The sequence below is a fragment of the Streptomyces sp. Alt3 genome, from assembly GCF_030719215.1.
In the GTDB taxonomy this organism is placed as follows: Bacteria; Actinomycetota; Actinomycetes; order Streptomycetales; family Streptomycetaceae; genus Streptomyces; species Streptomyces glycanivorans.
The window spans coordinates 57,925-71,840 of record NZ_CP120983.1 but is presented as its reverse complement, the minus strand read 5'-3'; the positions used below and the strand labels follow the sequence as shown (position 1 = coordinate 71,840).

Genomic DNA, 13,916 nt, shown 5'->3' with positions numbered 1-13,916 from the left:
GTCGGGATGGGCTGCCGTCTGCCCGGCGGCGCCTCGGACCATCGCACGTTCTGGCGGAACCTGATGGCGGGCAAGGACTGCATCACGCCCACCCCGCCCGACCGGTACGACGTGGGGACCCTCGGCAGCCGGTACCGCGACAAACCGGGACGCCTCGTAGGTGGCCGCGGCGGCTACATCGACGGCTTCGACGAGTTCGACCCCGCGTTCTTCGGCATCAGCCCCCGCGAGGCCGACCACATGGACCCGCAGCAGCGCAAACTGCTCGAAGTGGCCTGGGAAGCCCTGGAGGACGGCGGCCAGCGGCCCGCCGATCTCGCGGGCGGCAACGTCGCCGTCTACGTCGGGGCGTTCACCCTGGACTACAAGATCCTGCAGTTCGCCGACCTGGACTTCACCTCGCTGGCCGCACACACCGCGACCGGCACCATGATGACGATGGTGTCGAACCGCATCTCGTACTGCTTCGACTTCCGCGGCCCCAGCCTGTCCGTCGACACCGCGTGCAGCTCCTCCCTGGTCGCCGTCCACCTCGCCTGCCAGGCGCTGAACAACGGGGAGAGCGACCTCGCCCTGGCCGGCGGCACCCTGCTGCACATGGCCCCGCAATACACCATCGCCGAGACCAAGGGCGGGTTCCTGTCGCCCGAGGGCCGCTCCCGTACGTTCGACGCCACCGCCGACGGTTACGTACGCGCCGAAGGCGTCGGCCTGGTCGCGTTGAAGCGGCTGGACGACGCGGTACGCGACGGGGACCGGATCCACGCGGTGATCCTGGGCAGCGGCGTCAACCAGGACGGCCACACCAACGGCATCACCGTCCCCAACCCCGACGCCCAGGTCGACCTGATCCGCCGGGTCTGCGCCGAGGCGGGCATCACCCCCGGAGACCTCCAGTACATGGAGGCGCACGGCACCTCGACCCCGGTCGGCGACCCCATCGAGGCGAACGCCCTGGCCCGCGCGCTGGCCATCGGACGAGCCCCGGGCGCCCGCGCCTATGTCGGCTCGGTCAAGACGAACATCGGCCACACCGAATCCGCCGCCGGGATCGCCGGCCTGATCAAGACCGTCCTGAGCCTCAAGCACCGCGCGATCCCACCGCACATCAACCTGGAGAACCTCAACCCCGCCATCGACCCGGCGACCCTGCCCTACGAGATCCCCACCCGGCCCACCGACTGGCCCGACCACGAGGGCCCTGCCCGTGCGGGTGTGAACTCCTTCGGATTCGGCGGCACCAACGCGCACGTCGTTGTGGAGGAGGCCCCGCCGGCCCCGCCGGGGACCCGCCCGACACCGCCCGTCCGGCGATCCTGGAGCCTCCTGCCGCTGAGCGCCCGCAACCCGGACGCGCTCAAGGAAATGGCGGCCGGGATCCGGGGTGAACTCGCGGGCGACAACGGGCCGGCCGTGGACCTCGACGACCTCGGCCACACTCTGGCCCACCGCCGCCAGCACCTCCCCGAACGGCTGTCCGTCGTCTACTCCACGCGTGCCTCCCTGGACGAGGCGCTCGCCGCCCACGAGCGCGGCGAGCCGCACCCCCGGGTCGTGCACGGCCGTGCCCGGGAGACAGCCGACCGGAAACTGGCCTGGGTCTTCACCGGGATGGGCCCCCAGTGGTGGGGCATGGGCCGCCGGCTCCTGGAGACGGAACCGGTCTTCCGCGACGCCGTCGCCGCCTGCGACCGGGCGATGCGGGAGTTCGCAGACTGGTCCCTCATCGAGGAGATGACCGCCGACGAGTCCCTCTCCCGGATGAGTCAGACCTGGCTCGCCCAGCCCGCGAACTTCGCCGTACAGGTCGCCCTCGCCGCCCTGTGGCGGTCCCACGGGGTGCGCCCGGACGCCGTGGTCGGCCACAGCACCGGCGAGATCGCCGCCTTCCACGCCGCGGGTGTCTACTCCCTGCGGGACGCGGCCAGGATCGTCGTCCACCGCAGCCGCCTCCAGCAGACCCTGGCCGGCACCGGCACCATGCTCGCCGTGAGCCTGTCCGAGGACGAGGCCGAACGCCGCGTGCGCCCCTACAGCGACCGGGTCTCCGTCGCTGCCGTCAACAGCCCCACCGCGATCACCCTGGCCGGGGACGAGGAGGCCCTGACCCTCCTGGCGGAGGAGCTGCGGGCCGAGCAGCAGTTCGCGAAATTCCTCACCGTGGAAGTTCCCTACCACAGCGTCGGCATGGAACGGATCAAGGCCGAACTGCTGGACGCGCTGGCCCCGTTGGATCCGCGTCCGGCCCAGCTCCCGCTGTACCTCACGGGCGTGGAGGGAACCGCCCGGGGCGAGGAACTGGACGCCGCCTACTGGTGGAGGAACGTCCGCGACCGGGTGCGTTTCCGCTCCGCGGTCGACCGGATCGCCGCCGACGGCCACCACGTGTTCCTGGAGATCGGCCCCCACCCGGTCCTCGGCCACGCGATCCGCGAATGCCTCGACACCACCGGCAGCACCTCCGGCCTCACCCTGCCCTCGATCCGCCGGCAGGAGGACGAGAGCGAACGCTTCGCGGCCTCCCTCGGTGCGCTCCACACCCTGGGTGTCCCCGTCGACTGGGACCTGCTCCAGCCCGCCGGCGGCCCGTCACCCTGCCCCGCCATCCCTTCCGGCGCGACCGCCACTGGACCGAGCCCCGCCCGGTGGCGCAGGTGCGCCTCGGCCACCGCGATCACGCCCTCCTCGGCCGCCGTACCGACGCCACGGAACCCACCTGGCGGACACGCCTGGCCATCGAGGACCTGCCCTACCTCGCCGACCACCGTATCCAGGACACCGTCGTCCTCCCCGCCTCCGGCTACCTGGAGATGGCTGCTCAGGCCGTGCTGCGGCTCACCGGCGGGACCACGGCCGTACTCGCCGACATCGAGCTGCGCAAGGCGCTCTTCCTTCCCGAGGGCGAGGACCGGACCGTCGAGGTGTCGCTCTCCCTGGAGAACGCCGCCTTCACCATCGCCTCCCCGGCCGGGGACGACGGGGAGCGGGCCGTGCACGCCAGCGGGATCGTCCGCACCGGGCAACGCCGCCGCACCACCCCGCCGCTCGACGCCCCCACGATCCGGGCCCGCAGCCTGCGCCACCTCGAAGGCCCCGACTGCTACAGGGCGCTGGCCGCTCTCGGCTACCACTACGGCCCCTCCTTCCAAGCCGTCGAGGAGGTCTGGATCGGCGCCGGTGAGGTCCTGGCCCGGATCCGGCCGCCCCGCGCGATCGGCGACGACGCCGCGGGCCACCACCTCCATCCCGTCCTCCTCGATGCCTGCTTCCAGGCCCTGCTGACCCCTCTCATCCTCGAAGGCCGCGCCCAGGACACGGGGATCAGGCTGCCGGTCTCGCTGGACGAGGTCGCTCTCGAACCCATCGGCGACCAGCCGTTCTGGGCCCACGTCACCCTGCTCCCCGGCGACGCGGACACCACCCTCGGCAACATCGCCCTCTACTCCGACGACGGCACCCCGCTGGGCCGTGTGGAGGGCTTCCGCGCCGCAGACGTGGAGAAGGCCGCCACCGCCGTCGCCCGCACCACGATCGACTCCTGGCTCGCCGAACCCGTCTGGACCGACTGCCCGCCGCTGCCCGCCCGCGAGACCGCCACCGGGTCGGGGGCCGCTCCTGGACCCGGCACCGTACGCGACGAGCCGCCCGGGCCGGACGGCGTACCGTGCCCGGCACCGCCGGACGGCCCGGCGAGAGCCGCGCGGGACCACGGCTGGCTGATCCTCGCCGACACCGGGAGCATCGCGGACGCCTTCGCCGCCCTGGCCTCCGCCCGGGGCGAACGCTGCCGTCTGGTGCGCCGGGGCCAGGCCTACACCGCCTCCGCCGACGGCTCCACGTACACCGTCGACCCCGCGTCCGACCCCGATCTTCGCCGACTCTTCGCCGACCTGGACCGCGACGGCGGACCGTTCCGGGGGACCGTCCTGCACCTGTGGAACCTCGACGCCCCCGCCCTCGCGGAGTGCGACCGGGCCGCCCTGCGCGAACACACCGGCGCGGGCGCCTACTCCCTGGTCGCCCTCGCCCGGCTGCTGTCGGCCCGGGACGGCGAAGGCCGCCTGCACATTGTCACCCGGGGCGCCCAGCCCGCCCTGCCGGGTGAGGGACCCGAGCCCCTGGGGGCACCCGCCTGGGGCATCGGCCGCGTCCTGCGGCACCAGGAGCTGATCGGACATCCCGGCAAGATCGTCGACCTCGACCCCCGGCGCCGGCCGGGCCCCGAAGGCGACCGGGCCGACGCCGAAGCGCTCCTCGCCGAGGCCCTGAGCGAGGACGAGGAGGAGATCGCCCTGCGCGACGGCGGCCGCCGCACCTGCCGCCTGCGTCCCGCCAAGGACCTGACCCGTCCCTTGCCGCTGCGCCTGCGGGCCGATGGCAGCTACCTGGTCACCGGCGCGTTCGGCGCGCTCGGCCGTCTGCTGTGCCGCACCCTCGTCCGCCGAGGAGCCCGCAGGCTCGTCCTGGTCGGGCGCACCCCCGTCCCGTCCCGGGAGAAGTGGGCCGGCGCCGACCCGGCCACGGCCGAGGGCCGGTCGGTGCGCCTCCTGCGTGAGCTGGAGGCGCTCGGCGCCCAGCCCGTCGTCGCGACCCTCGACATCACCGATGAGGACGCCCTGGCCGACTGGCTCGACGCCCACCGGCGCAGCGGGGCGCCGCCGATCCGCGGAGTGTTCCACCTGGCCGGGCAGGTCCGCGACACACTCGTCGCGGACCTCGACCGGAACGCCTTCGACGCTGTGCACGACCCCAAGACCGTCGGCGCCCACCTCCTGCACCGGCACCTGCGGGGTGAACCCCTCGAACACTTCGTGCTCTTCGCCTCGATCGCTTCCCTGCTGACCACGGCCGGCCAGACCAACTACGCCGCAGGGAACGCCTTCCTGGACGCCCTCGCCCACCACCGCCGCGCCCAGCAACTGCCCGCGCTGAGCCTCGACTGGGGCCCCTGGGCCACCGGGATGATCGAGGAACTCGGCTTGGTCGACCACTACCTGCACAGCCGGGGCATGAGCTCGCTGTCGCCGGACACCGGCATGGCCGTTCTGGAACGCGTCATCGGTCAGGACCACGCCCAGCTCGTCGTCGCCACCGTCGTCGACTGGCCCGTCTTCCTCGCCTGGTACCCGTCCCCGCCGCCACTGGTCGCCGACCTCGCGGCAGCTGCCGCCCCGCCCCGCGACTCCGCCTCCGGCAGCGGATTCCTCGACACCTTCCGGGCCGTGGACCCGCGGACCCGCCGTGCCTTGGTCGCCGAGCGGTTCGCAGCCCTCGCCGCTACCGTGCTGCGCACCGGCACCGACCGTATCGACCCGGCCACCGGCCTCGGCGAGCTCGGCCTCGATTCGCTCCTGGCCATGGAGCTGCGGGCCCGTGTCCACGCCGAGCTCGGCGTAGCTCTGCCCGTGGTCGCCCTGCTCAGCGGCACCCCGGCCGGGGAACTCGCCGCCCAGCTCCACGACGGCCTCAGCGCCCTGGCCTCGGCCGACACCCCCGACAGGGCCGTCGGTGCCGTCGAACTCCACAGCGACGAGCACAGCTACCCGCTCACGCAGAACCAGAAGGCGCTCTGGTTCCTCAAACACCTCAACCCCGACGGCTACGCCTACAACATCGGCGGGGCCGTCGAGGTGAACGTCGCACTCGAACCGGACCTGGTGTTCGAAGCCGTCCGCCGCCTCATCGCCCGTCATCCGGCGCTGCGCACCAACTTCTTCCTGGTGGACGGGCAGGCCGTGCAACGGGTCCAAGAGGACGGACCGAGTGATCTCGCCCTGTTCGATGTCCAGGGCGAGGACTGGGAGAGCATCCACGCGACGATCGTCCAGGAGTACCGCAAGCCCTACGATCTGGCCCGGGACCCTCTGGTCCGCTTCCGCCTCTTCAAGCGGGGCCCGGACCGCTGGATCATCATGAAGGCCGTCCACCACATCGTCTCCGACGCCATCTCCACCTTCACGTTCATCGAGGAACTCCTCGCGGTGTACGAAGCGCTGCGCCGCGGCCAGGAACCCCAGCTGCCACCGATCGAGGCCCGCTACCTGGACTTCCTCAACCAGCAGAACACGTTCCTCGCCGGGCCCGGGGCGGCGGTCATGCTCGAGTACTGGCGCTCCCACCTGCCGGCCGTGGTACCTCTTCTGGACCTTCCCGTCGACAAGCCCCGCCCGGCGGTCCAGACCCACAACGGGGCTTCGGAGTTCTTCGTCCTGGACGCCGCGCTCAGCGCACGTGTCCACGCCCTGGCCCGCGCTCACGGTGTCACCCCGTTCATGGTGCTGCTCAGCGCCTACTACCTCCTGCTGCACCGCTACTCCGGGCAGGAGCACATCGTCGTCGGCAGTCCGGTGACCGGCCGCACCCGGCAGGACTTCGCCTCCGTGTACGGCTACTTCGTCAATCCGCTGCCGCTGTACGCCGATCTGTCCGGGGACCCGACCGTCGCCGAACTGCTCCAGCAGGTCCGCCGGACCGTGCTCGGCGGCCTGGACAACCAGGAGTACCCCTTCGTCCTCCTGGTCGAGGAGCTGGGCCTCCAGCACGACCCCAGCCGCTCGGCCGTCTTCCAGGCGATGTTCATCCTGCTGACCCACAAGGTGGCCACCGAGCAGTACGGCTACCGCCTGGACTACATCGAACTGCCGGAGGAGGAAGGGCAGTTCGATATCACGCTGTCCGTCTACGAGGACGAGGCGGAGGGCCGCTTCCACTGCGTGTTCAAGTACAACACCGACCTCTTCCTCCCGGAGACCATGCGCCGTACGGCCGCGCATTACAGCCGGCTCCTCGACCGGATGACCCTCGCTCCGGGCGAACAGCCCGTCTCCCGGCTGGAGATGCTCGGCGACCGGGAGCGGGAACGGCTCATCGAGGAGTGGAGCCGCCCGGCCCTGCCGGTTGGGGGGTTCGGCGAGGGGGAGTCTTTCGTTCCGGTTCAGGTGCTGATCGGTCGTACTGCCGCCGAACACCCCGCGGCCGTCGCTGTCACGACGCCTTCCCAGCGTGGTGAGGCGTTCCGGTTGACCTACGGGGAGCTGGACCGGCGGGCCGGTGACACTGCTGCCCGGCTGCGTGCGCTCGGTGTCGGGGAGGGCTCGGTAGTGGTGTTGTGTCTGGAGAAGTCGCCCGAGCTGGTCATCATGCTGCTGGCGGTGCTCAAGACCGGTGCCGCCTACCTTCCGCTGCGGCCGGGCGATCCGGCCGGCCGCGTCGCGCGTCTTGTGTCGGGTACCGGTGCGGAACTCGTCGTTGTGGCGGACGAGGCCGTGGCGGAGGGCTTCGTGGCGGAGGGGGCCGGGGCTCTGACCGTTCCGGTGCTGTCTGTTGCTGGGGTTGCCGGGACGGTTCCGCATCCGGATGGTCCGGGCGCCGGGGCCGGTCCTGACTCGCCCGCGTACGTCATCACGACCTCTGGTTCCACCGGCCGTCCGAAGGCGGTTCGTGTCAGTCACCGCAACCTCGCTTCCGCGTACGCGGCCTGGCGGCAGGAGTACCGGCTGGAGACCGATGTCCGGGTGCATCTCCAGGCGGCTGACCCCTCGTTCGACGTGTTCACCGGTGACCTGGTGCGTGCCCTGTGTTCCGGTGGCTCCCTTGTCCTGGCCGACCGTGATCTCCTTTTCGACACCACCCGCCTCTACAGGACGATGCGTCAGGAACGTGTGGACTGCGTCGAGTTCGTTCCCGCCGTCGTGCGTGGTCTGATGGATCACTGTGCGCGGGAGGGGCTGCGACTGGACTTCCTGCGGCTGCTGGTGGTCGGCTCGGATGTGTGGAGCGTGGGGGAGTACCGCCGACTGGCCGAGCTGTGCGGCCCCGGTACCCGTCTCGTCAACTCCTACGGTCTCACCGAGGCCACCATCGACAGTGCCTGCTTCGAAGGGCCCGTTGATGATCTGGGGTCCGGCGCCATGGTTCCTGTCGGTCGGCCTCTGCCCAACAGCTCCCTTCATGTTCTGGACTCCCACGGGGAGCCGGTTCCGCCGGGTGTGCGTGGTGAGCTCTGGATCGGGGGTGGGGGTGTCGCTCTTGGCTATGCCGGGGACCCCGAGCAGACCGGTGAGCGCTTCGTGACCCGTGTTCTGGGCCGTGGTGCCGACGCTGTTCCGGAGCGTTTGTACCGTACGGGTGACATGGCCCGTTGGGACGCTGGTGGGCGGGTGCATCTGCTGGGCCGGACCGATGGCCAGGTCAAGCTGCGCGGTCACCGCGTCGAGATCGGTGAGATCGAGGCTCATCTTGCCCGGTGGCCCGCGCTCGCCCGGGTCGTCGTGACCGTGCGTCCGGGCACCGGGGGAGAGGCGGCGCTCTGCGCCTACTGCGTGACCGTGTCGGGGGCCGGGGCCCTGGACGTGCGGGCTGTGCGCCGCTATCTGGCCCGCGCGTTGCCTTCGTACATGATCCCGTCGTATTTCGTCGAGCTGCCGTCCCTGCCGTTGACGGTCAACGGCAAGGTCGACACGGCTGCTCTGCCCGAGCCGCGGGCCGAGGCGGGTCAACGGCCCCACGAGGAACCGGTCACCCTGTACGAGACCAGTCTGGCCCGGTACTGGAGGTCTCTCCTGGGGTGTGGTCAGGTCGGTCTGGAAGACGACTTCTTCGAGCTCGGCGGGAGCTCCGTCAAACTCGTCGAGCTGCTGCATCATCTGCGTACCGAGTTCGGTGTGGGTGTGCCGGTCAGCAGGCTCTACCAGGTCACCACCCTGCACGGTATGGCCGCGACCGTCGAGGAGGTGCTGCACGGCACCAGCGTCGAGGAACTGCCCTTCCTCACCTTCAACGCCGGGCAGCACCCCGTCCTGTTCTGCTTCCCGCCCGCCGGCGGTCACGGGCTCGTCTACCGGGGCCTGGCCGCCCACCTCCCCGACCACACCGTCATCGGTTTCAACTACCTTCCCGGTGACGGCAAGACGTCCCGTTACGCCGATCTGGTCGAGGCTGCCCAGCCGGAAGGCTCCTGCCTGCTTCTGGGATATTCCCTCGGCGGCAATCTGGCCTTCGAGACGGCCAGGGAGCTGGAGCGGCGGGGCCGCCGCGTCGAGCATGTCGTCATCATCGACTCCCGCCGTATCCTGACCGCCTACCAGCCCGATGCCTCCGGTATCGCGGTGTTCGAGAGTGAACTCGCCGAGCACGTGCGTAAACACACCGGGTCCGAAGCCGTCACCCGGGAGACACTCGCACACGCCGCCGAGTACCTCGCCTTCTGCGGGCGCACCCCCAACACCGGCACGCTCACCGCTACGGTCAGCGTGATCACCGACGAGGACAAGGCCGCCCTCTACGCCGCCGGGGAGCTGGGCACCTGGCACGGCAGCTCCACCACCGCCACCGCCGTGCTCCGCGGCTCGGGCAACCACGCGGACATGCTCGACACCAAGCACCTGCCCCGCAACGCCGAGCTGGTGCGTCTTGTCCTGACGGGAGACACGGCCCATGGCGGATGAGGAGGCGAGTGACTGGACCCTGAGGGAACGCACCCCGGGCACCGCGCCCCGCGTCATCGTCGTCGGCGCGGGTGTGGCCGGCCTCTCGACCGGCTGTTACGCCCAGATGAGCGGAGCCAGGACCCGTATCTTCGAGAAGCACGTGCTGCCCGGCGGCTGCTGTACCGCATGGTCGCGTGAGGGGTATCTCTTCGACTATTGCATCGAGTGGCTCATCGGTACCGCCCCGGGTAACGACGCCCACCAGGTATGGGCTGAACTCGGGGCCTTGGACGGTAAGTCGGTGACCAACTTCGAGCTGTTCAACAAGGTCGAGGACGAACATGGCCGGTCGGTGACCTTCTACAACGATCCCGACCGCTTGGAGGCCCATCTCCTTGAGCTCTCGCCCGCTGACGCCCCTCATATCCGGGCCTTCACCCGGGACCTGCGGCGCTTCCTCGAGATCGAGCTGTACCCGTTTTTGACCGCGCCCGCTCTGCGGACCGTACGGGAGAGGGCCCAGACCCTGCGCACGGTGCTCCCCGCTTTCCGGTTGTTGTGGCGGACCGCGGCCACCCCGATGCACGTCTTCGCCGACCGGTTCGAGGACCCGCTGCTGCGCAAGGCGTTCCGTAACATCTTCTTCCAGGATCCGGAGGGCTTCCCGCTGCTGCCCTACCTCTTCAACATGGCGGCCGCCCACCACAACAACGCGGGCTTCCCGCAAGGTGGTTCGCTCGGCCTCGCCCGCTCGGTCGAGGAGCGCTACCGCGGCCTGGGCGGCACGCTCACCTACCGGGCCCGCACGGAGCGGATCCTGGTCGAGAACGACCGGGCGGTCGGTGTCGAGCTCCGCAACGGGAAGAGGTACTTCGCCGAGCACGTGGTCTCCGCCTGCGACGGCCACACCACTGTCTACGGCCTCCTCGGGGGCCGGTACACCGGCCCCCGCATCGACAAGCTGTACACCGACCTCCTGCACCGCCCCGGCACCCTCTTCCCCGCCGTGGTCTCCGCCTTCGTCGGCCTGCGCGGCGACCTGGAGCCCGGTGAGGCGCACAGCACCACCCATCTCCTGGGCCCCGACGACGCGGACCACCTGCCCGGTGCCCTTCAGAACAGCCTCGTCGTCCAGGCCCGTTCCCGCTACTCCGGCGGGTTCGCCCCGCCGGGCCACTCCGTCCTGCACTGCACCTACTTCAGTGACTACACCCACTGGAAGGAGCTGCGTACCCGTGACCGCAAGGAGTACCGCCGGCGTAAACGCGAGGTCGCCGACTTCGTACGGGACTTCCTCGAGCGCCGCACCCCTGGGACCGCCGACCGTATCGACGTCATGGAGGTCGCCACGCCCGCCACGACTCACCGCTACACCGGTAATCTGGGCGGCTCCATCCTGGCCTGGAAGGCGTTCTCGGAGGCCGACGACGTCGCGGCGCGGCTCGTCGGCAGGGACCGGATGCGGCTGCCGGGCCTGGCCGGTTTCTCCATGGCCGGCCAGTGGATCGGCATGGGCGGTCTGATCCGCGCGGCCTCCACCGGCCGCTTCGCCGTTCAGTACCTGTGCCGTGAGCTCGGCCTGGAGTTCCGGGCGTGGGAGAGCAGGGGCGCCGAGCCGTGGCACCCGGGGAAGCTGGGTCACCTGCCTCAGCTCGACCGGCGGCCGGCCCGGGGGAGCGAGGACTCATGAGCCGTGACACCAGGCGGTCCCGGCCCGAAGACGCCCGGCCCCGCGAGACGATGATCATCATCGGGGCCGGCCTCGGTGGCCTCTCCACCGGCTGCTACGCCCAGATGAACGGCTACCGCACCCGCATCCTGGAGATGCACGAGATGCCCGGCGGCTGCTGCACCGCCTGGGAGCGCGGCGGTTTCACCCTGGACCCGTGCGTCAGCTGGCTCCTCGGCAGCGGCCCCGGTAACGAGATGCACCAGATCTGGCTGGAGCTCGGAGCCCTCCAGGGCAAGGAGATCCGCCACTTCGACGTCTTCAACATCGTGCGCGGCACCGACGGGCGAAGCGTCCACTTCTACTCCGACCCCGACCGGCTCGAAGCCCACCTCATCGCCCTCTCACCCGACGACGCCCGGCTGGTACGCACGTTCTGCGGGCAGCTGCGCAGCTTCCGCAAGGCACTGGCGGTCTACCCGTTCCTCAAGCCTGTCGGGCTGATGGGACGCAGGGAACGCTGGCGGATGCTCGCCTCGTTCCTGCCCTACTTCAACTCCGTGCGCACCACCATCAGCGTCCTGATGAGCGACTTCTCGGCACGGTTCAAGGACCCGCTGCTACGGGAGGCGTTCAACTTCATCCTGTACGAGAAGCACCCGGCCTTCCCCGTCCTGCCCTTCCACTTCCAGCTCGCCTCGCACGCCAACCTCTCCGCAGGCGTCCCCGAAGGCGGCTCCCTCGGCCTCGCCGAGTCGATCGAGGCCCGCTACCGGCGGCTCGGCGGCGAAGTCTCCTACAACACGAAGGTCGAGTCGGTGATCGTCCAGGACGACCGGGCGGTCGGCGTCCGGCTCAGCGACGGCGAGGAACTGCGTGCCGACATCGTCGTGTCGGCCTGTGACGGCTACACCACGGTCATGAAGTTCTTGAAGGGCGAGTACCTCGGCGGGGGCTACCGCAAGCTCTACACCGAGACCATCCACGAACCCGGCATGGTCTTCCCCGGCTACTTCACCCTCTTCCTCGGCCTCTCCCGCCCTTTCCCCGAAGGTGACCCCTGCACGACGTACCTCCTCGACCCGGCCACGGCGGGCGAACTGACCGGCATCCGCCACCCGAGCATCAACGTCCAGTTCCGCAGCCGCCACTACCCCGAGCTGTCCCCGCAGGGCACCACCGTCGTCTACGCCACCTACTTCTGCGACATCGCCCCCTGGCGGGCCCTGGACCAGGGACCCGAACAGGTCACCCGTACCCGCGGCGGCCAGGAACTGCACACCCTGCCCGTACGGCACGGGCGCGGCTACTACGCGGCGAAACGCCGCGCCCGCGAGGCACTCGTCGACTTCCTGGACCAGCGCCACCCCGGCCTGCGGGACGCCGTCGTCGTCCGTGACGTCTCCAGCCCCCTCACCCAGGTCCGCTACACCGGCAACCACGACGGCACCGTCCTGGGCTGGCAGCCCTTCGTCGAGAGCGGCGAGACCCTCGAGGAACTGATCAAGAAGCACGGCCCGGGACTCCCCGGACTGCGCAACTTCTACCAGTCCGGGGTCTGGGCCACCACCGGCGGCCTCATCCGGGCCGCGGCCGCCGGCCGCCACGTCATGCAGTTCGTCTGCCGCGACGACAACAGACCCTTCACCGCGTCCCTCGATCTCACCGCACCCCCACCGACCCATCGCGTCATCCCCGTGCCCGCCCGCCCCGCCCCGCCACCACAGAGGAAGCCATGAAGATCGCCAAATGGGTGGTCCGCGAACACGTCGAAGGCATCCCCGACGTGGACCGCGTCTACGAGAAGGTCGTCGAGAACATCGACGTCGCCCTCGCCCCCGACGAGATGCTCCTGCGCACCCGGTACGTCTCCGTCGACCCCTACCTCCAGGGCATCACCCTGGACACCCCCATCGGCGCGCACATGGGAGCCGACTCCATCATGGAGGTGGTCCAGGCGGGACCGGACGCCGCCCACCGCGTCGGCGACCTCGTCCAGGGCTTCGGCGGCTGGCGCACCCACGTCATCTCCACCGGCGCGGCCGAACTCTGGCAGACCGGCACCTTCCCCATGGTCTTCCCGGACTTCCGCAGGCTGGACCCGGGCTGGTACGACGACGCCCTGCCGCTGCCGACCGCCCTCAGCGTGATGGGCGGCCCCGGCATGACCGCCTGGGGGACCCTCACCAAATACATGACGATCAGCCCCGGCGACACCCTCGTCGTCAGCGGGGCCTCCGGAGCGGTCGGCGCCCTCGTCGGCCAGCTCGCCGTACTCGAAGGCGCCAGGGTGGTCGCCACCACCTCCTCCCCTCAGAAGGCCCAGCGCCTCACCGCGCTCGGCTTCCACGCGGTGATCGTCTACCGGCACGGAGACAGCGCGGACACCGTCCGCGACGCACTGGCACAGGCCGCCCCCGACGGCATCGACCGGTACTTCGACAACCTCGGCGGCACCGTCACCGACGCGGTGTTCCCCCTGCTCAACGTCGGCGCCCAGGTGGCGGTCTGCTGGCAGTGGGCGACCCAGGTGGGTAACGAGCACACCGGCCCCCGGCTCCTGCCGTACCTGATGTTCCCGCGCGCCACCGTCCGCGGCATCTTCTCCCCGGAATGGTTCACCGAAGAGAACTGGCGCCACCTGCACACCGACCTGGGCGGCCGGGTCCGGCGCGGCGAGGTCGTCTGCGACCACACCCTGCACCACGGCTTCGACAACATCCCCGCCGCCTACGCCAGCCTCTACGCCGGGCACGCCGCCAACCGCGGCAAGGTCCTCATCGAGCTATGACCCCGCTCGCGCCCGGCTCGTACTCTGC

At 70.7% G+C, this 13,916-nt stretch carries 4 protein-coding genes and 1 pseudogene; all 5 read left to right on the top strand.

Features of this window, described 5'->3' with window-relative positions; all coding sequences use genetic code 11:
• Positions 1-6: 6 nt before the first annotated feature.
• Positions 7-2,490: pseudogene (locus tag P8A20_RS38595) on the top strand (type I polyketide synthase); the annotation flags it as partial.
• Positions 2,491-2,645: 155 nt separating this feature from the next.
• The gene (locus P8A20_RS00330) at positions 2,646-9,446 is read left to right on the top strand and encodes a non-ribosomal peptide synthetase (RefSeq protein WP_371934385.1); all 6,801 of its coding nucleotides are present in this window, start codon (positions 2,646-2,648) and stop codon (positions 9,444-9,446) included.
• Entirely contained in the window at positions 9,436-11,118 is a 1,683-nt protein-coding gene (locus P8A20_RS00325) for a phytoene desaturase family protein (protein ID WP_147962808.1), read from the top strand. The genes P8A20_RS00330 and P8A20_RS00325 overlap by 11 nt, the downstream gene beginning before the upstream one ends.
• Positions 11,115-12,836 carry a phytoene desaturase family protein gene (locus P8A20_RS00320; protein WP_306102609.1) on the top strand — a complete coding sequence of 574 codons (1,722 nt, stop codon included), beginning with the start codon at positions 11,115-11,117 and terminating at the stop codon, positions 12,834-12,836. Before P8A20_RS00325 ends, P8A20_RS00320 begins: the two co-directional genes overlap by 4 nt.
• Complete coding sequence (locus tag P8A20_RS00315) at positions 12,833-13,888, top strand: MDR family NADP-dependent oxidoreductase (RefSeq protein ID WP_147962817.1); 1,056 nt, start codon at positions 12,833-12,835, stop codon at positions 13,886-13,888. The genes P8A20_RS00320 and P8A20_RS00315 overlap by 4 nt, the downstream gene beginning before the upstream one ends.
• Positions 13,889-13,916 lie beyond the last annotated feature (28 nt).

Excerpts from the sequence above, each read along its gene's own strand:
- P8A20_RS00325 (WP_147962808.1), top strand. The coding sequence starts at position 9,436 with ATGGCGGATGAGGAGGCGAGTGACTGGACCCTGAGGGAACGCACCCCG.
- P8A20_RS00320 (WP_306102609.1), top strand. The coding sequence starts at position 11,115 with ATGAGCCGTGACACCAGGCGGTCCCGGCCCGAAGACGCCCGGCCCCGC.
- P8A20_RS00315 (WP_147962817.1), top strand. The coding sequence starts at position 12,833 with ATGAAGATCGCCAAATGGGTGGTCCGCGAACACGTCGAAGGCATCCCC.